Annotated in this window: 25 protein-coding genes and 1 tRNA gene; 3 read left to right on the top strand and 23 right to left on the bottom strand. The window is 40.0% G+C overall.

Going from position 1 to position 22,504, the window contains the following annotated elements; all coding sequences use genetic code 11:
* Positions 1-5: 5 nt before the first annotated feature.
* Positions 6-1,337 (top strand): GIY-YIG nuclease family protein, encoded by a 1,332-nt coding sequence (locus GYA54_01255; protein NMC51339.1) that lies wholly within the window; start codon positions 6-8, stop codon positions 1,335-1,337.
* A 13-nt stretch (positions 1,338-1,350) separates the two neighbouring features.
* Here the strand turns inward: GYA54_01255 and GYA54_01250 are convergent, their stop codons facing one another.
* From GYA54_01250 to GYA54_01155, 20 genes are all read right to left on the bottom strand, one after another.
* Positions 1,351-1,602: a hypothetical protein gene (locus GYA54_01250; protein NMC51338.1), complete on the bottom strand. Its 252-nt coding sequence runs from the start codon at positions 1,600-1,602 to the stop codon at positions 1,351-1,353.
* 60 nt (positions 1,603-1,662) lie between these two features.
* Entirely contained in the window at positions 1,663-3,381 is a 1,719-nt protein-coding gene (locus GYA54_01245) for a DUF2207 domain-containing protein (GenBank protein NMC51337.1), read from the bottom strand.
* Between the two features lie 5 nt (positions 3,382-3,386).
* Positions 3,387-3,725, bottom strand: a complete 339-nt coding sequence (locus tag GYA54_01240) for a phage holin family protein (protein ID NMC51336.1) — start codon at positions 3,723-3,725, stop codon at positions 3,387-3,389.
* A gap of 95 nt (positions 3,726-3,820) precedes the next feature.
* Positions 3,821-3,896: transfer RNA gene (locus GYA54_01235), tRNA-Thr, on the bottom strand.
* Between the two features lie 19 nt (positions 3,897-3,915).
* Entirely contained in the window at positions 3,916-4,806 is an 891-nt protein-coding gene (locus GYA54_01230) for a tetratricopeptide repeat protein (protein NMC51335.1), read from the bottom strand.
* Between the two features lies 1 nt (position 4,807).
* Positions 4,808-5,566: a triose-phosphate isomerase gene (tpiA, locus tag GYA54_01225; protein NMC51334.1), complete on the bottom strand. Its 759-nt coding sequence runs from the start codon at positions 5,564-5,566 to the stop codon at positions 4,808-4,810.
* Positions 5,567-5,576: 10 nt separating this feature from the next.
* Positions 5,577-6,053 (bottom strand): small multi-drug export protein, encoded by a 477-nt coding sequence (locus tag GYA54_01220; protein NMC51333.1) that lies wholly within the window; start codon positions 6,051-6,053, stop codon positions 5,577-5,579.
* Positions 6,053-6,925 (bottom strand): D-alanyl-D-alanine carboxypeptidase, encoded by an 873-nt coding sequence (locus GYA54_01215; protein NMC51332.1) that lies wholly within the window; start codon positions 6,923-6,925, stop codon positions 6,053-6,055. Before GYA54_01215 ends, GYA54_01220 begins: the two co-directional genes overlap by 1 nt.
* 1 nt (position 6,926) lies before the next feature.
* Positions 6,927-7,466, bottom strand: coding sequence for an SMC-Scp complex subunit ScpB (gene scpB / locus GYA54_01210; GenBank protein ID NMC51331.1), 540 nt, complete (start codon positions 7,464-7,466; stop codon positions 6,927-6,929).
* Positions 7,463-8,170 (bottom strand): segregation/condensation protein A, encoded by a 708-nt coding sequence (locus GYA54_01205; GenBank protein ID NMC51330.1) that lies wholly within the window; start codon positions 8,168-8,170, stop codon positions 7,463-7,465. Before GYA54_01205 ends, scpB begins: the two co-directional genes overlap by 4 nt.
* An 8-nt stretch (positions 8,171-8,178) precedes the next feature.
* Positions 8,179-8,463, bottom strand: a complete 285-nt coding sequence (locus tag GYA54_01200; GenBank protein ID NMC51329.1) for a hypothetical protein — start codon at positions 8,461-8,463, stop codon at positions 8,179-8,181.
* Between the two features lie 5 nt (positions 8,464-8,468).
* Positions 8,469-9,071 (bottom strand): hypothetical protein, encoded by a 603-nt coding sequence (locus GYA54_01195; protein ID NMC51328.1) that lies wholly within the window; start codon positions 9,069-9,071, stop codon positions 8,469-8,471.
* A gap of 39 nt (positions 9,072-9,110) precedes the next feature.
* The gene (locus GYA54_01190; protein ID NMC51327.1) at positions 9,111-10,172 is read right to left on the bottom strand and encodes a DUF2330 domain-containing protein; all 1,062 of its coding nucleotides are present in this window, start codon (positions 10,170-10,172) and stop codon (positions 9,111-9,113) included.
* A gap of 22 nt (positions 10,173-10,194) precedes the next feature.
* Positions 10,195-10,797: a hypothetical protein gene (locus tag GYA54_01185; protein ID NMC51326.1), complete on the bottom strand. Its 603-nt coding sequence runs from the start codon at positions 10,795-10,797 to the stop codon at positions 10,195-10,197.
* 99 nt (positions 10,798-10,896) lie between these two features.
* Positions 10,897-11,217, bottom strand: coding sequence for a hypothetical protein (locus GYA54_01180; protein ID NMC51325.1), 321 nt, complete (start codon positions 11,215-11,217; stop codon positions 10,897-10,899).
* Between the two features lie 152 nt (positions 11,218-11,369).
* Positions 11,370-14,195, bottom strand: a complete 2,826-nt coding sequence (locus GYA54_01175) for a T9SS type A sorting domain-containing protein (GenBank protein ID NMC51324.1) — start codon at positions 14,193-14,195, stop codon at positions 11,370-11,372.
* Positions 14,196-14,619: 424 nt separating this feature from the next.
* Positions 14,620-15,231 carry an AAA family ATPase gene (locus GYA54_01170; GenBank protein NMC51323.1) on the bottom strand — a complete coding sequence of 204 codons (612 nt, stop codon included), beginning with the start codon at positions 15,229-15,231 and terminating at the stop codon, positions 14,620-14,622.
* Between the two features lie 59 nt (positions 15,232-15,290).
* Positions 15,291-15,704 (bottom strand): HIT family protein, encoded by a 414-nt coding sequence (locus GYA54_01165; GenBank protein ID NMC51322.1) that lies wholly within the window; start codon positions 15,702-15,704, stop codon positions 15,291-15,293.
* A 37-nt stretch (positions 15,705-15,741) separates the two neighbouring features.
* Positions 15,742-17,085, bottom strand: a complete 1,344-nt coding sequence (locus tag GYA54_01160) for a hypothetical protein (protein NMC51321.1) — start codon at positions 17,083-17,085, stop codon at positions 15,742-15,744.
* Between the two features lie 24 nt (positions 17,086-17,109).
* Entirely contained in the window at positions 17,110-17,739 is a 630-nt protein-coding gene (locus GYA54_01155; protein ID NMC51320.1) for a hypothetical protein, read from the bottom strand.
* Between the two features lie 170 nt (positions 17,740-17,909).
* On the opposite strand from GYA54_01155, the gene GYA54_01150 reads away from it, so the two are divergent.
* Entirely contained in the window at positions 17,910-19,274 is a 1,365-nt protein-coding gene (locus tag GYA54_01150) for a hypothetical protein (GenBank protein NMC51319.1), read from the top strand.
* Positions 19,275-19,281: 7 nt separating this feature from the next.
* Positions 19,282-20,085 (top strand): AmmeMemoRadiSam system protein B, encoded by an 804-nt coding sequence (gene amrB, locus GYA54_01145; protein ID NMC51318.1) that lies wholly within the window; start codon positions 19,282-19,284, stop codon positions 20,083-20,085.
* Positions 20,086-20,127: 42 nt separating this feature from the next.
* On the opposite strand, the gene GYA54_01140 is transcribed toward amrB, so the two are convergent.
* From GYA54_01140 to GYA54_01130, 3 genes are all read right to left on the bottom strand, one after another.
* Complete coding sequence (locus GYA54_01140; GenBank protein ID NMC51317.1) at positions 20,128-21,339, bottom strand: hypothetical protein; 1,212 nt, start codon at positions 21,337-21,339, stop codon at positions 20,128-20,130.
* A gap of 106 nt (positions 21,340-21,445) precedes the next feature.
* Positions 21,446-21,586 (bottom strand): hypothetical protein, encoded by a 141-nt coding sequence (locus GYA54_01135; GenBank protein NMC51316.1) that lies wholly within the window; start codon positions 21,584-21,586, stop codon positions 21,446-21,448.
* Positions 21,587-21,754: 168 nt separating this feature from the next.
* A partial coding sequence (locus GYA54_01130) for an alanine--tRNA ligase (GenBank protein NMC51315.1) occupies positions 21,755-22,504 on the bottom strand: 750 nt, incomplete at its 5' end.

Below are 22,504 nucleotides of genomic sequence, written 5' to 3'. Positions count from 1 at the left end.
ATATAATGTTAATTCTTCAATCCCAACTCAAATCTCTCCCCGCCTCTCCCGGTATCTACCTCTTTTATAATTTCAATAATGAGCTGATTTATGTTGGTAAGGCCACTTCTTTAAAAAACAGGGTGAGAAGCTACTTCGCCGGCAAACAAAAAAATTCTCGACCCATAGAATCCATGATTGAAGAAGTAAAAAAAATTAAAACCCTTAAAACAGATTCGGTTTTAGAAGCTATCATTTTAGAAGGTCAATATATCAAAAAATATCGGCCCAAATATAATATTGATTGGAAAGACGACAAAAGTTGGAATTATTTATATTTAACTAATGAAAAATTTCCCAAACTAAAAACCATTAGACAACATGAAATTGTATCAAATTTATCCCGAGCGAGAAACGCCAGTGACGAGTCGAGGGATCCCGTTTTGAAAAACACTAGCCACAGGATCTTTCACTCCGCTCAAGATAAACTTATAAAAAAGAAAAAACTCTTTGGGCCATTCCCAAGTTTAAACACCCGTGAAACTCTCAAGCTTTTACACAAACTATTCTATATTTCCCGATGCGCACCCAACCAACCCAAACCCTGTTTTGATTACCAGCTCGGCCAATGCCTTGGAGTTTGCACTGGCGAAATGACTCCGCAAGTATATAAACAAAAAGTTATTAAACCCCTAATCGAATTTTTAAAAGGCAACAAAAAAAGATTACTCTCTAATCTTAAAAAACAAATGCTTTTATCTTCTAAGCAGCAAAATTTTGAAGAAGCCGCTCGCCTCCGCAACCAGATTAAATCCCTTCAACATATCCAAGATGTGACACTATTAAACAAAGATTTATTCAATAATTTCCACCAACCTACCGCCCCACCAACCTACCGCCCTAGCCGAATTGAAGCTTATGACATTTCTAATCTCGGCTCCACTGGCAAGGTCGGTAGCATGGTTGTCTTTAATAATAATGGCCCAGTTAAATCGGAATACCGCAAATTTAAAATTAAAACCGTGTCCGGCCAAAGCGATGTTGATTGTCTCAAAGAAATTATTGAGCGAAGATTAAAAAACAGCTGGCCCATACCAGACTTAATCATTGTCGATGGTGGCGTGCCTCAAAGAAATGCTGTTTTAAAAATCTTAAATCTTAAATCTATATTCTTAACTCTTGGCGTTATTGGTATTGCCAAAGGCCCAACCCGCAAAAAAAACGAATTTATTTTTGATAAAGACAATCAAAAAATCGCTGACTTTATTCAAGCCAACGAAAATTTGCTTATCCGCGCCCGCGACGAAGCCCACCGCTTTGCTATTTCTTATCAAAAAAATTTGAGGAAAATTAATTAAAATTAAAATACCTTTATGGCTCGGCTGGCATATGCGTTTTTATATAAATAACTCCCGCCTCTATTATTTCGTCATTAATAAAGCCTCTATCAACCAAATCTTCTATAAACCCCCTCAACTCTGCAGCATTTTCCTCTAAAAAACCAGCAATTTCTTGATGTTCTAACACTCCTCGCCGTTCAGCGGCTTGCAATATACAAACCTGTAAATTTCTAAATCTGGCTCTTTCCATTTCCTCTTGTGTGATCTCTACTTTTTCTAACATATGTAAATTCAAAAAATTATTTTTTCAAAATACATCATAGATAATACTTTATAAATTTTCCTACCAACTACCCCCTCCGCCGCCGCCAAAGCCGCCACCAGAAAATCCACCACCGCCCAAACCAGACCTACCACCCGCCGCCGCTGACCCAACAGCGGTTTTACTAAAAGAATTATTAAATGACCCCATCGAATCAGCCAAGGCCAAAGCTGTATAATTTCCGGCCCATGTCCCCACATACCAATCTGGCTGCGGCAAGTCTATCCCCTCAAACACTTTTGCCCACTCCTTCTCTACTCCAAAAATAATCGCCCAAGGCAAATACTCGGCAAATTTTTCCGGATGAGCTGAGGGTGAAAAATGAAAACTCACTCTATCTTTTTCAGTTACTGATAAAAACAATTTAAATCCTTCGAGCTTTTCTTTCATCAAAACCCCCTCTTTGGTTCTTTTGGGCATCATACCAGAAAAAACAAGAAACAACACCCCAGAAATCACCAGTGACCCAATCGCTATTCCACCGCCAAAATCCAAAACTATTCCTCCCAAAAAATATAACAACCCCAAAAATAACCAACCGATAGCAACAAAAGTTGCTCTTTGTTTCTCCGGATCCTTTGTAAACCAAGCTTTACTCCGCACGGCCTCATAAATTTCCTTCTTTACCTCTTTGGCTTTTTTCGCAAAAGTCACATCGCTACGCAATTTTGAAATAATCACTTCATTTTGCAAAAAAGAATCATACACACTATATTCAAAATTACGCTCGCCATCCCACTCTTTAATCTTGGTAATTTTCCAATCTTTGCCAGTTTTAATCCCCAAGAAATCTTTTTTTATCTCCTCAATTCTCAAATATCCCTTCCTTGCCAGATCAATAATTGTTGCTGTCAAATCTTTGGTCTGGTATTTCTCATCATAAACCACTCCGGCTTCTCCCGGCAAAATTCCGACTGGCGGCTCATATTCAGCGATGATTGTCCCCCTGCCTGCAGGATCTTTACCATATTTTTTCCAATACCAAAATAAAAAAATCAAAACTAAAATCGGCATTAACACAACCCCATTATCTTTGAGCCTCTTGATAACCTTATCCAAAAATCCTGGTTCTTTGGTAAATCCCTTTGGCCAACCGACCACAACTGTCAGCCCTTCACGTGAGTACAATGACCCGCTCTTAAACCCGACACCATTACCACCAAAAGCAAAATGACAATTACTACTATCTTGGACACCCAATCCACCAGCGTAACAAACCGCTGTTATTTCCTGGGAACTAGTATTCAAAAAATTCAATTTTACTACCACTTCAGTATTAATAATATTCATCGGCCAATCATTGCCTGTCGCATTCCAATACAGCTCATCGTGGTCCGCAAAATAATTTATCGCGCCCTTGACTCTATATCTTATGGTATAAATCTTTTGCCCAGTCACATAAATGTCCACGTCACCAATTTTTATTTTTAACTTTCCACCACTCTTACTGGTTTCAAAATTTATCGCTCCGCCCGTCTCATCGGTCACTGATATGCTATCTATCTCTAGTTTATAATTTCCACCACGCGCCTGATATTTATAAGGGATATCGCGATAAATACCATGTCTTTGTTCTGTGCCAAAATTATAATCAATTCTTTCCTCCACCAATATAGTACTGTCGGCGTTGACGACAATATTCACTTTATAATTATCAATCTGCTCTGCCCAAACGATTTTTGGCAAAACAAACAAAATTCCCAGCGCTAAAAACAAAATTACTAATTTTATTTGCTTCATAAAATTTATTCTTTAACTACTGAATTTAGAATAGCGTTGATAATCGTCAAAATAATACTAAATAGCATCGCCCGCCACAAACCGACAATCTCAAACCCGGGTACCAATTTACCCACCAAAAGTACCATCAGCGCATTTATCACCAAAGTGAAAAGACCAAGAGTCAAAATATTAATAGGCAAAGTCAAAATAATAAATATTGGCTTTATTATGGCATTAACCAATCCCAAAACCACGGCCGCAAAAAACGCCGACCAGAATCCTTCCAGCCTCACCCCCGGTATCACATAAGCGGCAATTGTCACCGCCACGGTATTTATCAACCAATTTATAATAATTTTCATATTTTTATAATCTTAGTTTATAATTTAATCATACCAAAAAACTACAAATTATAAAATCGCCCCGATCTACATCGGGGCGATTTAAAAATATTTACTGGAGCCGTCTCGCGGATTTGAACCGCGGACCTACTCCTTACCATGGAGTTGCTCTACCAACTGAGCTAAGACGGCGGATAATGTATTTTATTGACTAAAGAATATCGATCTTATCTTTATAACTCTGAATTTTTAATAAATCTGCGCTCACACCAAGTAACGTGTTAAAAGCTTTAAGCGCCAATGGTTTATTTTTGTTTATTATAGCCGTCTCAATCAAATAGTCAAGCGCCGACTCGTTCTTGGGTTCCAGCTCCACCGCTCTCTCAAAATACTCTTCAGCAATATCCGGGTAGCCTGTCTTCTTATAACTCAAACCCAACTTCAAAAAAACCCACAACTCCTCATGACCATTCTTTAAAATATATTGGGTTAATTTTTTCAAGTCTTCCCAGCTCTTAACACTCTCCAGAACATCACCAAGTTCTTTTTGCGCCGGTAAAAAACTTGGGTCTATTCTCATTATGTGTCGATAGGTTTCCTCGGCCGACTGCCATTCTTTTCTAGCTGTATAAATATCACCCAAAGCCATAAAAACACCCACATTCTTTGGATCATCCTTTAAAATATCAATATATTTTTCCTCAGCCTCGTCCCATTTCCTCTTTTTCATCAAAACTTCGGCTTCAGCCAATTTGTCTTTTGCCAAAATACCAGTTTTTATCTCCCTTTTTATCACCCCGGTTTCTTTTTCTTTTTTAAACAATTTTACTTTCTTAAAATTAACAAAAAAAACAAAGATTCGCTTCATTTTAGAAACAGCGCTTTTAAAAAAATTCAACACTGACCCAAAAATCTTTCTCACGAAAGAAGAAAGTTTTTTCTGTAATTTAATCTCCAAAAGCCTTTTCTTGACTTCTGTTTGTCTTTCTTGGGGTATTTCTTCTACGGCAATCAATTTTAATTTACGCACTTTGTTGCCAACTAAATAAAAAATAACCGCCAAACAAAAAATAATTATGAAAACTAAAATAAAATAAACCATATTATTTTACCTCGTTCACAATAGCCAAAAATTTTTCCGCTGTCAAACTGTTATTACCCACTATCACCCCCGTAGAAATATTACCCATAATAAAATCTCGCACATTTTCTTCATCAACACTGCCGCCATAAATAACCTCAAATTTGTCGACGACATCCGCGCCCAGCTCCACCGCCGTATGCACAATAATCTGAACGATGTGCTGAAAAACGCCATGTTCTACCGCCTGCCCACTGCCTATCACCCACACCGGCTCATAGGCAATAATAACTTTTTGATCCTTTTCAAATTTTATATCCTCTAAGGCTTTTGTCACTTGATTTATTATCACCACCTCGGTTTTCTTCTCTTGATATTCTTCAAATGTCTCGCCCACACAGACTATTGGGGTTAGACCATTTTTGAGAGCCGCCCCCACTTTTCTGTTGACATCGTCATCGGTTTCACCCAATTTTCTCATTTCTGAATGTCCAACTATGGTATATTCGCAACCCAACTCCCTGGCAACGGCGGGCGATACCTGCCCCGTATAAGATCCAAAGTCATGATAAAAAATATTTTGTGCCCCCAGTTTTATGTCTGTTCCCCTAAAAACCCTGCCCACCTCTGCCAGATCTGTGGCTGCCGGGCAAACAACCAGCTCCAGCCCCTCTTCGCCTTTATATCTCTTTTTTATCTCTTTTGCTACCTCCATACTCGCCTCATGGCCAAGTTTCATCTTCCAATTGGCTATTAAATATATCTTTTTATGTGCTTCCATATTATTAAATTTAGCTGACAAATAAAATTTTAAAAAACTCCGACCCGCCAACAACCACCGCCCCAACTATTGCTCCGGCCAGGCACACGCCCATAAAAATAAAAAAAATGCTCTCCCAATATCTAAAACCAAACAACCAAGCAACCAGGGCCCCACTCCAGGCCCCCGTCATTGGGAAAGGTATTGCCACGAATATCATAAGGGCTAACTTGCCCCATTTCTCATAATCACCCTTAAAATTTTTTCTAGTCCTTTCAAACAGCCAACCAAAAAAACGCTTGGCCCAAACAAATTTCTTCATTAAATATTCTGCCAAATAACGATAAAATAAAAGCAAAAAAAACACCGGCACCATATTGCCCAAAACAGAAATTATATAAGCACCAAACAAACTCATTTTAAAACCTAGGAGCGCCAATGGCAAAGCCGCCCTTAGCTCTCCGAGAGGGGTCATAGCTGTCAAAAAAACTGTTAATTCTTGAGGCATTATTGTTTTTTCCACTCCCAATTGTCAAAAACCCATTGGGATAAAAATTTATTTTGTTGGAATCTTTCTTCTTCAGAACCAGCTCCCAAAATTACCACTATAATGTTCTTGCCACTCTCTTTGTTGTGGACCAAATTAGCCAAACAATATCCGGCTTCTTCTGTATACCCAGTTTTGCCACCCCAAATATCTAAATAGCTTTTGAGCAGCTTGTTGGTATTTTTTATTGTATATTTCGACCCTTCCACTGAAAAAAATGTATAGCTTGTCGTAGTCAAGGCTTCTTTTATATCATCCTCCTTGATGGCGCTTTGGATCAACTTCGCCACATCCATCGCCGTCGCCCTGTCATGTTCGTCAATCCCGGTTGGCTCCACGAAATTGGCATTCATCATGCCAATTTCTTTGGCCTTACTATTCATTCTCTTTATAAAATCATCATAGCTCAAATCAGTCACTCTGGCCAGTTCATAGGCTGCACTATTAACCGAGGCGACCAATGCCACATTAAACAAATCTCTTAGTTTCAGTTTTTCACCCGGAGACACCACCACCTTCCCACCACTTTCTTTATCATCTTTTGTTATTACTACCTCCCTGTCCCACTCCAAATTATTTTCCAAAAAAACCAAAGCTGTCATTAGTTTGGTTATACTCGCTATTGGCCTCGGCTCGAAACCATTCTTTTGATATAAAACCTTGCCCGACTCTGCGTCCATCACAAGCGCGCTCCCGGCTTCAATCACCGGACCAAAGCTACCATTATCTATCCTCCTCGGGTATGTCTCCTTTTGGTCGACAATATTAGCTATTTCTGTCAGCGGCACTACCAACTGACTGGCTATCAATATACTTACTAAAAAATTAAACATACTAATTAATATTACCTCGCATTACCTCCTCTATTGTTTCTGATTTTGATAATTCCTCATAGTCTGGCAACTCACCCTGTTCCATTATACCAAGGTGTCTCATAAAATCTACCGTTATTCTATATTTATTATTGTCTATTATTTTATCCTCCTCTACCTCTACCAACCCTTTTATCATCAAATTCCTCAAGATTAAAGTACAATTAACCCCGCGTATCTGCTCCAGCTCCATCTTTGTGATCGGCCCTCGATAAGCTATCACCGTCAACGCTTCCAACTGCGGTCTGGTGAGCTCCCCCTCTATGTCTTCCTTGACCAAACCCTCTATCAGCTTTCTATTTTCTGGGTTGCTAACCATCTGCACCTCTTTGCCGGTAACCAAAACATTAATGCCACTTTCTTTGTGATTATATTTATTTTTCAAATTTTCCAATACCACCTCGATCTCCTCGACCGACCGTTCGCATATTTTGGCCAAATCCTTTATTCCAATTGGCTTATTTAAAACAAATAAAATTGACTCTACTTTTGAACTAATCATAAAACAATATTATTTATATTTTTTATTTTTATCTCTCCAAAAACCTCGGCCTGCTCTATCTCGAGATTTTTTTGCTTATTGAGCTCCAATATCCCCAAAAAACTCACAATAATTTCTGTCTTGTCTTTGGCTTTTTCTATCAGCTCGTGCCAATGTATAAAATCTCTCTGTTTTAATAATTGCCTGATTTCTTCTATTTTTTCTTTTATTGAGATCACTCGCTCCAAAGATTTTTTTGGTAAGCGCGCCAAAGCACTGAGCTCACCCACTATTGTCTTCATTGTCTGATGTAATTTGTTTTTGTTAAGTTGTTTTGGCGGCACAAATTTTGCCCCAGCCGGCCTGATATATTCTGGTCGCCCAAAGGCAAACCTTTTTTGGGCCACCAATTTTTCTATTTCCTTGCTTGCCTCCAAATACTTCTTATACATCTTGAGCTGCCTCTCCAGATCGTACAAAGAACCGTCTTCGTCTTGAAATATTTCTGGCAATAAAGCCCTTGATTTTATCAACAAAAGTTTGGCGGCAATCAACAAAAAATCAGCCAACAAATCCGGCTGCTTTTCCGGCAAAGATTCAATGTACCCAATATACTGATCCGCTACTTGAGCCAAAGAAACTGTCGTAATATCCAATTCCTCACTCTCTATTAAGTGTAGCAACAAATCAAGCGGGCCCTCAAAGTTGTCCACCTTTATTTGCATAAATAAAACTATTTTTGTTCCTCGCTATAATCAATCTCCAGCCTAATCCCACCTATCCGACCTGCTAAAACATTATAAATTAAACCAAAAATCAAACCCACCAAAAATCCCACCACATAAACCAACAACGGCAAGATAATAAAAAAAAGCTGCTGAAAGTCAAACCTGCCATATCTATACAAGGCCATGGTCAACAAACCAACGACCATGGGAATCAACGCTGGCAAAAAGAAAAATACCCCAGAATATCTAGCTAGCGTCCAAATATCTATCTTTTTTATCTCGTAATGCATAAATATTAATTTTCGTTATTAATATTACTCTTCTTCTGTAAAAAAACAGCTAATGATGTCAAAACTACAGCTATAAATACTAAAATAATATAAACCGCTGAATTTTTATATTGATCAATCACATAACCTGCCGTTTCACCAATCAGGTGCAGCAAAAACCAAATAGCCCCCACCATATAACCCCAGACTACGACTTTCAAATAAGAACCGCGGTTCCTTATATTCACCCAATAATAAACCAAAAAAAACAAAAGGAAAATTGGCAAAACAAAAGCGGCGTGAATCAAAATTTTATATAACTTATACTGGCCAGACTGGCTACCATAATAATAAACCCTCGCACCAGAGAGAGAAGATTTTTCCATTACCAAACCAGCGCTCATGCCCCCACCCATATAACCCGATGTATAGTCATAATTGTTATAAACCACATTATCTTTCACTAATGGGTTGGCGGCTCTATTTAGATCGAACATTATCCTTTCCCCCAAAAGAATAATAACAACCGCCAAAATCATCGTTAAAACTACTGCCAGAAAAGAAACCCTGTGCTTTTTGGGCGTGCTCTCGGGCGTTGACGTCTGCCCTTGAGGTAAAACATTAGGCATATATTTTATAATTAATTATTTTATAATTTTCATTTTTTATTATTCCTTCCTTCTACCCTGAATAAATAACAAAATCAACAAAACCAAAAAAATAAAACCACCCACAGAAGCAACAATAATAAAACCAGCATATTTATTAATTTGCTCCTCTGGGGCATTTACTGTTTTGTTATCGTCTGCCTGACGAAAATACAAATCGCTGGTCATCTCCGCTCTGCCCATTGAACGATATAATTTTGTTAAAAAATACTTATTATTTTCTGTTTTTAGCCATGGGCTACCTTGGTCATTATAAGCCAATTTTTCTATTGTCTCTTTTTTTATATACCCGGCATAATCAATATTAAAACCTGGCAATGTCTGTTTATTGTCGGCGATTACATAGAGCAACACCCCGACATTCCTATTATAATAATACCCATAGGGATTATTCTGACCGTCAATCGCATAATCAACTATTGAAGAAATTCTCATTGGGTAAACAATCTTATCGGTTTTAAATTGAAATTTTAGAGGCGTAGCATGTCCGGTTCTCAATTGCCCCTTTAGAGCCTCTGACCAATATTCATCATTAATTTTCACGGCTGTAAAATACCAACCATTTTTTATATAATCTTCTAAAATATACCTACCGGACTCAGGGTAATTATAACCATTATCATTCAACCACCGGCTCAAAGATGTCGCCTCGTTTGCCTCGAGAACAGTCACATCATAATAATCTATCTTTTTTGTTTCTATCACCCTGACGTCCTCTTCTATCGCCTGCGTCACCCCATAACCAACATCCATCGTGTTCCGCTGGACACCTTTATAAACGTTCGTCAGCTCCGCCAAAGACGTGAACAATTCGTCTGAACCCTTACTAACCTTTGGTTGACTCGGGGTTGGAATTATCCAGGCAAAACTCTTGGCATCTCCCTGAAACGACGTTGAAACTACCAATGTCTCTTGGCCACCCTCATAAAATATTACTGCCTTTTGATCAGTCTCCCAAGCATGATAATTTGGCTCTGGTATGATCATGCCATCGGCCCTCACTCCTACCAACGGCAAAAAAAAGGCTAGAAGTAAAAACAAAACACTTGTCTTCTTTATCATATTTTTGCAATAAATTTCTATTTTATTTCTTCTTGTTTTTTTTGATATTTTTCTTCGCCTTCTTTGGCACAGCAAACACCCCTGACATTGCTTTTTCCATTTTTACAAAACTACCGACTGGCATCTTCACGCTCTCCGTAAAGCTCCCCGCCGCAAAAATCGCTTTTTCCTTTTTAGCAAAACCTTTATCAACAAACACCGGCAATTTATAAAACGAGCCAAAAGCCGACATTGCTCCAGCCGGAACTTTAAATTTGTCCTTCATGTCTTTTTCTTTGGGCAAATCAACTTTGGCCACCTTATTATAAATATCCACCACCGGCTTTTTGCCCTTCTCGGGCTTCTTCATTCTTAGCTCTTTATTCAATTTCACTGCCCAGTCGCTCACCACTTTAGCCAGCTTTTTCAAATCAATATTTTTATCGGCTCCCACCACCGCCAAGGCATAAGGTTTTTTCCCATCTTCAAAGGGCTTATTAAACTTTATGAGCAAACTTTTGGCGATCTCCCCCAGCTTCACATGCATTGTCGCCGCCACATCATAAGCCGTATAAACCACCCTGTGCTCCATCAATTCATACTTAATCTTGTTGTCATCCAAGTATTTGATCAACTTTTTGTTCATAGCAATAAATAATTTAATTTGTAATTTATTTTGGATTTTGCCCGCCTCGGCTCGCCATCGGCGAGACGAGAATTTTAGATTTTGAATTTACCTACCACCCTACTTCCCTACTTTCCTACCCGCCTTCAGTGGTATTCTCATCTGCTCCCCTAATAGCTTTTTCGCCACCCTCCTGCCCACGCTAGTTATTTTGATTTCTTTGATAAATTGCTTCTCACTCGTGATCTCTCCAAACCCCACCACCAAATCTCTTTTTATCAACCGCTCTATACTTTGAGTAATAATTTTCACCATTAATTCTTTTTTGGGCGGCATTTTCGCTCGACTATAAAAATTAGCCAAACTGCCCCGAAAAATCCTGCCATTTTTGGCATTTAAACATTCTAAAAGTATGTATTTCTGCAAACCAGATAATTGCATAATTTCACCCTTTCTCCCCCTTTTTCGCTATTTTATTATATCATAATAGCCTCCAAAGAACAAAAATCACCAAAATAAAAGCCCTCGAAGTTTTTCACCTCGAGGGCTGGACTGGCCAAGTCCTATTTTATGGCCTTTGTTTTTCCTTTGTTTTATTTGAGTAGCATCATCCGTTTCACGTCGGAGAACTCGCCGGCGACGATGCGGGCAAAATATACGCCGCTTGGCATGCCCGCGGCATCCCATCTGACGTTATGCCATCCCGCCGCCTGATTTCCATCCACCAGCCGCGCCACTTGCTGACCGGAGATATCGAATATCGCCAGCGTCACGTGTACATCCTGCGACAACTGATAACGCAACGAAGTGACTGGATTAAACGGATTGGGATAGTTTTGTTCCAGTTGAAATTCGGCTGGGGCCGCTGCGATTTCCAACTCGTCTTCTCCAGTGGTCCTGGCATAAGAAGGCACCTGTCCAAAAACCACACCAAATTCCACGAGCTGGCGCCAGTTGCCGCTGGTATATTGCGGCGTATTAAGCACCAGCTTCACATAGCGCACGTTCATAGGGGCAACATTAAAATTGCGCAATGCGCCACCCCACTCACGTGTTTGCCTCAGCAGCCGAGTGTAATTAACACCATCCAAGCTGCCGTAAATATCAAACTTGGCAGCTTGTCTCTCGTTACTGAGACCGGGTCCAGCCGTTTGCATATAAATGCCGGTAATACCCCGGGGTTTACCATCGGCAAAACTGAAGGTGGCCCAAGCCGGTCCAGCGGGATTATTGGCCGGCCCCTTGGCAGTAACCGTTCCATCCCAGCCGTCATGATCCAAATCAACGGCATTGTTCCAATCCTCACCAGGAAAAGCTGGCGTACCTTGTTCAAAAACAAGACGTTCTGGTGCCCCCGCAAAAGTGATTGGATTGGCAGCAAATTGTGCCGCGCCGACCAACTCAAACACCCAATCGGTATACCATTCCGGGAAATTGGGGATGATATTGACATGACCCTCGGCATCCATGCCAGGGGTCTTCAAATCAAACCGAATAGAGCGGGTATATTTGGGCTGGCCATTAATGGCAAAAACCTGACCCTGCGGTGCAAACAACTCAAATACCACAGGCCGTGTAGGAAGGGTTTTGTTATCCCAGCAAAGTAAGCTGTTTTCCAACAGATTGCCCTTGCCACCCCAACGATAATACCAGTAGTCGAAAGAATGGCATTGCCCAGTGACATAATCGCCATTCCCTTTACCCACATATTTGGCCGTGACCGATCCGTCCGAGTTGAAGGTAAGCAGATGATCGCCGTCCCCCCCGAGAATCACCGGAATGTAGACGTTCATAGTCACTCCGGCCACGGGCTGGCCATCCTTCTGCACAATGATCATCACATTGAAATCGTCCGGATCGCACTCGGTAAACTCTTTCGAGTTATACACATAATGCTTGCTGTTCAACGGCGTGATCTGGCCAAGGCCGCCGGTGTTTACCCAACCGAAAGGCGGGTTTTCCTCAACCACATTAATGCTCGAAGCAAGAATGTATTTGAGCTTATTACGAAGATTGCCTTGAGTATCACGCCAGGCGAGCACGCCACCAATTTTTGCATAAACCAGTTTGTCGATATCGCTCGTGGCCACTACCCGAAAATTTTCCAATACATCGGGCGGCACACCCTCCTGTCCGTTGTAAAGCCAGACTTTAAAAAGCTCCAGCTCTTTTTCAGGCGGACATTCTTTGATCAGAAAAGAGTGCGTGGCCTCGCCGCTCTGACCGTCGCTGGTGCGAAAATAGTTTTTGAAGCTATAATCGCCCGGCTCGCTGTAGGTGACGGTGGAATCAACATTGAAAACTTTGGGCAGTTGATCAGTATAACAAACCTGGCCCAAAAATTTCTCCGGCTGGCCGTCCCAGCGATGATACACCAGGATACAGCCGTTTTGCATGACTGGCGCGGGCAGATTATATTCCTCTTCAAAACGAACAGACTGTCCCTCACCGTAATATGCCACGTCCACCTTTTTCAGTTTGGTCATACCGGGCTGATAAGTAAAATTGTAAGCAAAATTACCAGTCCATGTCTGACCGCAGGCAAGGGTCATGCCAGCAAAAGATTTCTGGCCCAAAAGCTGCCAGATGCCTTTTACTTTGGCGAACAGACTGTCTTTGACGACACTGAATGCCATGGGCGGGTACTGGCCGTCGCATTCATACGTCACGACAACCAGCCCACTGACGCTGTAATTCAACACGCTTTGTCCAGCCGTGGTATCGATCGACACCTTGCCTTTGGCTTGATAAGTACCAGGACAACCGCCATCCTGATTGCCGGTTTTAAAACCAGTCCAGGCAAGCGTTTTTTGTCCAAGGAAAATATCATCCTTGATGCCCACTTTGAACTCACCAGTCGGGGGTGGGCAATCAATAAGCAGTGGGATCGCGCGATCTTTGACAGCCGAAGTTTGTTGGCCGTCGTGGATCACTTGTATGTGGACATTAAGGTCTGGGTAATAGCCGGGCTCGAGATGAACCGAGGCCTCCCAACCCGTAGCCACCTGGCCACTTTGGCTCAAACCGACCCAGGCAAAATCTGGCACGACACCGTCATCACCATAATTGCCGTCAACCAGTTTGGTACTGTTGCCCAGTTTTATGAAAGCATCGTCGGGCAAGACCAGGGCCTGCACGTCCGGCACAACCAGCACCAAGGCATACAGGGTTTTGGTCTGGCAGTCGTAACGCAGGTAGAGTTTGGACTCCACTGGTTTATCGGGCTTGGCTGCCCGATACATGTCGGCAAAAAAATCGTTGGTCAGGTTCCATTCACTGGCATTGCCGTCAACATTGGCCACTCCATAGGTTGGCTCATTGCCTGCGAAAACATTGGCCAAAAAGACGGCCAACATAAACATCAAAAACATCGCTTTCTTCATTTTCAATACCTCCACATAAACTTTCTTCTTACACATGTGAATTAAGGCCCTTCCCAAGGGCCGACTGGTTAAAGGGGACGATTTTCTTTTCCTTTTACCTCCTTCTATTTTGTTATGTAATTTTTAAAGGGGTATTCTTCTACTCCAGACCCCCACAACTGCAGAAAATTTCGTTTAACCAAAAATCTCCGGCGATTGCAGGGGCTGGAATATTTTTTTGTTTTTGGAATTTTTTACTTGCATTTTTGGGTCCTATTATTATAACTCCATTTGCCCAAAAATACCAGCAAAAAATCCCATTATAAGAGTCTATACCTTAACATATTTAAATATATCTGTCAATGCTAATTAATAAATTATCTCTATTTTGGCCAAAAATAAAAACGGGGGCGCAACCCGCTATTTATAATATTATTAAAAAATAGGCCAGTCTTTATTAAAAACCAGCCTATTTTATGATTTAAACACTGAGTCTTTTATCAATTATTCTTTTTGCCTCCATAAATCTTTGCTCCGGGTTACCCACTAATCGATGATACTTTATATTTAGCTCCCGCATTATTTTTATTATAATCCTGTCAATCTCCCTCTGGAATGCCGGGTCAAGTGACCGGAAGCCGTCATCAGCAATGGGGAACTCACCACTTGGCAGATAAAATACCAAATCATAATTAATGTGTTCTTTCAATAAATCCACTGCTCGGAGAAAAGCCTTGTTTTTGCGAAATAGATATCTGGCGTATGCCAATATATCAATCAAGCATTTATCAGATACCCAAGGCTCTGGGGTTAAAAGTTCCATTTCCAGTTGTTTGGCAATAATCCACCACTCAGTCGCAAGCGATGTATTTTCGTTTATATCGAATCCCCTCACCACCGCTTGCATTGGAGATTCTGGCAAATATCTCCATTTTATCCTACCAGACAAAAACATTGATAGGGTCGTCTTGCCAGTTCCATGAGCACCAGTTACACAAACCTTCATCTTGCTATCCTCCTTTAAATAATTATAAATACCTCTTGTTAATGTTGTTTTTCCTGTTCCATGAGAACCTATAACTACTATCTTCATAAATTTAGTTTTTATCATTTTATAGCGAAAGAATATTATTGTCAACTCAATTATCTCTTTTAATTTATTTCACTTTTAATTTTTTCCGCCAAAATCTGGCTCTCACCTGGACCATAAATCTTATCGCTGCCCCACAATTTATAACCATCATTCAGATATCTAGGTATCACATGAATATGGGCATGAAATACAGATTGTCCAGCAGCCAAACCATTATTTATACCGATATTTATACCCTCAGCGTTCGTGATAATTTTTATTGCCTTAGCCACCTTTTTCACGACTGCCATCATTTTTCCGGCTAATTCCTCTGGTGTCTCCAACAAATTTTCATAATGTTCTTTGGGCACCGCCAAAGCATGGCCCTTATTTATCGGACTAATATCTAAAAAAACCAAAACCAAGTCATCTTCATATATTTTATCAGATGGTATCTCACCTTTGATAATTTTACAAAAAATACATTCTGGCATAATTTTAAATGCTTAAATATTTATATGTTTAAATGTCCTAATACTGAAATATTGTATCAGGTTTTCTTATATCCTTCAACTCACCTTTTATTACTTTTTCGATGTTAAATGTCCCATATTTCGGCGCCTCGAAAAATCCCTGCATTGCCGCCTCTGCCAACCAACCAGAATTCAACCAATCAAACAACCACTCGTTAGCATAATTTATATTTTCCTGATCCATGGCCGCCCCAATGCCAACCAACCACTTGCGATTAAAAACTTCCTGACTACCCAGCGGCTCTGTAATAATTATCGGCAAACCCAAAGCTACATAAAAAGACAACTCCGATGGCTTGGTCCACAAGATATCTGTTGTCCGTAGAATTTCATTAAACCTCATCAAATAGTCCTCTTTTGTCTCTTCATATAAAATAAAAACATTTTTATTCAAAATTTCTACCAAACCAAATTCATTTATTTTCTCCATAAAATATTCATAAATATCCTTGTGCGTCCCAGCTATCAAATTTATACGTACTTCTCCCCGGCCCAAATTGTGTTTCATGCTCTTCAATAATTTTGCGCCCATTTCTCTTTGGGCTCCGGCACCACCTACCGCAAAAGTGATAGTCAGCGGGTGCATCGACTTTTCCGGCACCCTAAATTCACCAAGACATTCTTCTATCGTCTTTTTATATTTATTTATATAAAAATTTTTTGGGTCGAGATTTCTGAGTCTATTGGCTAGATCTTGCTTTAAAATATCCAATTTTTCCTCGCCGGTATTTTCTTTTGGCAGAGGAAAACCGGTAAAATAAATATTTTCTGTTTTCACACCATACAATTGCAGGCGCTCATATACTCTTCTGGTTGGAGCAAAATACTTTATTTTGCTAGTGGCCGGATTTGGTGCCGCCCAAGCCCGAGATACATCCGCATCGCACACTACCAAATAAATATCATTGCGATAATTAAATTCTTCCGCCATATAAGCTACTGTAAAAAAGGTGGTCAAAAGTGGCAATTCTTCCCGGTCCAGCTTGTCTATCAAATCCTTGCCCCACTGCTTGCTCCGGATTATTGCCATATTTGTTTTGAGTTGCCAGCTCGGACGGCACTCTTTCTTTCTCGGATAAAAATCATTGATCTTCTGCATTTGGTCCATCCCCCAAAACAAGGCGTCACCGATTATAGGAATATGTTTGGCCCTGGAGATAAATTCATATGGCTTACGACCCTGATTCCAAACCTCTAGATCTTTTTCCGGTATACCCGTATAATTATTGGCCAAAATCATCTCTTCGTGCCGATCCAAAAACCTCAAAGGAAAAGCCGCCCTTTGGTGTCCATAGCCCATATCCACTGTCACCAAACATACTTTTTTTATTACGCTTTTCATATTTTTATATTTAAAAATTTAAAATTACAAATTATCTTTAAGGTTTCTAACCTGCACATCTGAATCAAGAATAAATTCTTTTGGTGCCCTGTCCGGTATAGCATTGATCTTCAAGTGAACATGTATCAACTTCAAGACCATTGGATCAGCTGGCGTGACTAAAGGATTATTTTCTGAATCGTTTGGGTAGTCACCATTGTAATATGTAAAAACTGGCTCATCTTCACCATTCCTTACATAACGCGACAAAATAGTTGAAACCTCATTTTGTGGTAAATATTGCAGAGGTGTACCCGAGCCCTCAGTCACAGCTTTGATAAAATCAGAGCCATTTAGATAATATCTGACTCTCTCTACTGAAATATCTCGGTCATAATCGCTAAAAAATATCAACTCAAACTCATCAGCTTTTTCTATCGGATAAGCCCCAGTATCAGCCGGCATTGCTTCGCGTATTTCTTTGACCATTGTCTCCACCCCTCTCTGCGCCTCACTGATAGAAGTCGCCTGCTCAAAAGCAAAACTCTGAAAAAAATAGCTCTGCTTTACGAAAACCCAAACCAAAACATTGATCAATAAAAAAATCCCTAGAGATACCAAAATCTCCATCAGCGTCAGTCCAGACTGATTTGGCAATATCTTTTCTCTGGTCATTAATATTATTATAACATAAATATTATAAATAACGATAATATAAAAAGTTAAAAATCGCCGTTATTTAATTCTTTATTTAATAAATGCGTAGTTTCTGCTAGTTGTCGTTTATCGTTGCCAAAAACCATTAATTAATGTTATAATAACCCTACCAATTCAAAAAAATTTTTATGGTAAAAATAAAAAAATTAACCCCTATTTTTAGTTTACTTTATTTTTTAGTTAGCTCATTTTATCCCGTCTTTTGTGCTTCTGCACAATTCAATCCCCAATTCATTATTTCCGATCAAGAGCTGACAAACTATGAAAGCATGCGCATGGACCAAATCCAAGAATTTCTAGAGGTTAAAAATAGTCCACTGGCTAAATATATCGACCCAAATATCAAAGTAACCGCCGCTCAAATCATCTATGACACCGCCCGTCTCCACAAAATAAGCCCTCGCTATATCCTGACTCTCTTACAAAAAGAACAAAGCCTTGTCACTGATCAAAATCCCTCTACAGACCAATATGATTGGGCCACTGGCTATGGCATCTGCGATAGCTGCAGCAAAGGTGATCCTGGCGTCCAAAAATACAAAGGGTTTTTCAGCCAAGTTGACTGGGGCGCTGGTGGTACCCGTTTTTATTATGACAACCCGGACAAATTTAAATTTCAGGTTGGAGAAACATACACCATAGACAACACCAAGGTCACCATCAAAAATGATGCTACTCGCGCCCTCTACACCTATACTCCCCACTTACACGGCAACGAACTTTTATCAGAACTCTGGGAAAAATGGTTTGCCGTCAGCTATATGGACGGTGCTCTGCTGCAAAACAGCGAAGACGGCGGCATCTGGCTCATAAAAGACGGCGAGAAACACCCCTTCCATTCAAAATCTGCTTTTTTGAGCCGCTATTCTTCTTTTAAAAAAGTCATCCCGGTCAAACCAAATGAATTGGACAAATATCCAGTCGGCAGCCCCATCGAACACCCAAATTATTCTCTACTACAAATCCCCACCGGCGGTATCTATCTTTTAGATGATGATACCCTTCGTCCTATAGATTCCAGGGAAACATTTAAACTCCTAGGCTTCAATCCGGAAGAAATAATCCAAGTTGGCAACAAAGATATTTTCCCCTATAAATTTGGCGACCCTGTCACCAAAAAAGATCTCCACCCCACCGGCACCCTAATGCAGGACAAAAAAACCGGCGGGGTCTATCTGGTCCAATCAGGAGAAAAACACCCTGTCCCTACCAAAGATATTCTAAATGTCTATTATAAAAATAAAAAATTAACCCCAGTCAGCACAAGTGAACTGGAGCAGTACAACACCGCCAAGCCATTAAAACTCCGCGATGGCGAATTGGTTGGCATCAAAGGCGCACCGGCTGTATATTTTATTTCCACTGGCGAAAGAAGGCCCTTTGATTCTATGGAGACTTTCAAATCAATGGGGTTCAAAACTGAAAATATAATTTACGTCGATCAAAAAACTCTTGAGCTCCACCCCATAGGAGCAACTATCACCCAAAAATAAATCACCTATGATAAAATTTGCAGCTCTTTGCCCTCACCCGCCGCTCGCTATACCGGCCATTGGGCAAAACAATATAACCAAATTAGAAACGACTATAAATTCCCTCCAAAAAATCAACGATGAACTCATTTCTATAAAACCAGATACGCTTGTTATTATCTCACCCCACAATCAAAGCCCCTCTACTGAATTTTCCGTAAACGCATCTCCAAAATATTTTGGCTCATTAGAAAACTTTGGCGACCTAGCCACCAAATTAGAACTAGCGGCTGATACTGAGTTGGCTGAAATTATTGGCGCCGGCTCCACAAAAAACACCGAAAATTTTGATATCAAATTAATTAATGAAGAAAAAATAGATTACGGTGCCACCATCCCTCTTTTTTATCTCACCCAAGATATTATTGGCTTAAAAATTCTAGCCATCCATCCTACAATCTCCTACGACCCACAAAAAAATTACAACTTTGGCAAACACCTACAAAAAATATTCAAAAACTCAGATAAAAAAATAGCCATCGTGGCTTCTGGCGATCTTTCACATAAAATATCTGGCGACTCGCCTGCTGGTACCTCACCCCGGGCCAAAGAATTTGACCATACCCTGATAAAATCACTAAAAAGAAAAAAAATAAACGAAATTCTATCCATTGATGAATCACTTTCCAAAGAAGCTGAAGAGTGCGGCCTAAAACCAATTGCTATTTTACTTGGGGCACTCCACCATACTGCCTATACACCACAAATTCTATCCTATGAGCACCCTTTTGGCATCGGCTATCTGACCGCAGAGATGATCCTGAAAAATTAAACTTATTTTTAAAAACCCCGGCCAGCGCCGGGGTTAATTATTTTATAAACTCAAATTTATTATAATTCTATTACCGTTACTCGGCACCTTGTTTGTAATACTATAATTAAATTTAAATCTGACATCCTTGATATTGCCATGACTAAGTAAAAATCTCCTCGCCTCTGTCTCGCTCATCCCCTTCAATTGGTCTTTTAGTTTTTCTATTTCTACTGGCATAGATATCTGATTTTCTGCATGGACAGACAATTCAGCGGTTTTTTTGTCTATATCAAATTCTTTTGGCTCAATTCTCAAAACATCCTGCGAACTGGCAATCACCTTTTTGCCATCTGTCTCTTTTTCTTCTAGTTTTTTACTCACCATATCGTTTATTTGGGTTTCGTCCCACGTCAGTGCCTCTGCCAACCCCCTAGCTTTCATGGTAAATTCCGCCACCTCTTCTTCTAGCTCTACCGCCTTTTCTACTGATAAAATCTGATATTTGATCAGCTTATCATCAATCTTTTGCCCCTCATCAATCTTGGCCAATAGTTGCTCTTTTAGCTTTGGGTACAGCTCATCTGTCAATGACTTTTCTGCATTTTTTATATCATCTTCTGACACCACCTTTATTTTCTTATTCGAGCCACCAACAAAATTTTCCTTTATCTCACCGTATATTTTACTCTGTTTATTAAAAGGCAAATCGATCAGTATTATTCTCCCCGGCCCGATATTGCCATCCTCTCCGCCCTCTTTGGCCACCACTTTGGCGCTGATTGTCCCATAAACTATTGTCCCCTCTGGCGACACCTCAGCTTTTGGTATTTCTATATTATTCTGCAAATAAAAAATCCTTCCCCCGTCAGCCGACAAACTACTATTTGTTGTCAGCGTCTGCGCCAAGCCCGTTTGGTTATAAAAAACAACCGTCCCCTCTGCTTTCTCCCCGATATTTTTTTCTCCCGTAGTTGGGAAGGTTTTCTCTAAAGCATCTTCGGCGCCAATCGTTACTGCTGGCAATTTATTATTAGTCAAATCCGGTGCACCAATATTACCATCTACCTTCACCTCAAAATCATTAACAATTTTTTCTGTCTTGGGCACAATAGTGATCTCTACCTCAGGAAAAACATAAACGAATAACGCTACCAAAAACAAGAAAAAAAACAAAAAAGCAAAAGTCCTCGCCAATTTATTTCTTTTCTTTGGACGAGGATTAAAATAATTTTCTCCCAACTCTCTCTTGTGATAATCGTATTTGGAAACCATAAAAATTTTACTCTGTTTTGCTATTATTTTACAACACAAAACATCTATTGTCAAAAACAAAAGCCCGGCTCTAAATTTATACAAAGCCGGGCTTTGGTCTATGTTTTTATTCGGGGCCGAATAGGGCCTCTAGGGGCACAATAATAAAAACCACGAATAGGGCTAGACCAACCAGCCCCAAAATAATAAATGGAATCCAAATAATAGTCACAAAAAATGTGAGGATTATTCTCAATGTCTCCTTCATTGATCCCTCCTTGGAATTTTTATTTTGATCAGCACTATCTTTTATTAATGGGCTCCTGAACTTTAAAATACTTTAAATATTTTGTCAATAATAACCAAAAAACAGGCTCTTTAACCTGTTTTGTATTTCCACTCACTTTATCCCGAGCGAAGCCAAGGGATCCTGCGTCTAGCCCAATACAGCTTTAATACGCCTAACCCCAGCACTACTCGCCTCTTCTTTTATAATTCGGAAGTGCCCCAATTCTCTGGTGCTTTTCACATGTGGCCCACCACAAATTTCTTTACTAAACTGACCCACGCTATAAACCTTCACTTTCTCACCATATTTATCAGCAAATACGCCAATCGCTCCCTTGTTTTTGGCTTCTTCAGCCGTCATCTCTGCGCATTCCACAGGAATATTTTTTTGAATTATTTCATTGACCAAATCTTCTACTTGTTTAATTTGTTCTACGGTCATTTTTTCACCATGAGAAAAATCAAACCGCAAGCGTTCTTCGGTAATATTCGAACCTTTTTGAAAAACATGGTCACCCAAAACTTTTCGCAAAGCCGCATTCAATAAATGCGTAGCCGTATGATATTGGGTGACTTTTTCCGAATGGTCTGCCAATCCACCCTTAAATTTACCAGCGGCAGCCGTCCGCGATAATTCTTGATGTTTTTTGAATTCTTCTTCAAACCCCGCCTCATCAACTTCCAATCCTTTTTCTTTGGCCAACTCTCTGGTCAATTCCAAAGGAAAACCATATGACTGAAATAAATTAAAAACTACCATTCCCTCAATTTCTTTATCCCCCAACTTCTTTATTTCTTTTTCAAATTCTTTAAGTCCTTCTTGTAGTGTTCTGGTAAATTTTTCTTCTTCCGCTGTTAAATTAACCAAAATAAATTTCTTATTTCTAATCAATTCTGG

This window comes from Candidatus Kuenenbacteria bacterium, from assembly GCA_012797775.1.
GTDB lineage: Bacteria > Patescibacteriota > Patescibacteriia > UBA2196 > GWA2-42-15 > JAAZMX01.
This window is presented reverse-complemented; position numbering and strand designations above follow the sequence as displayed.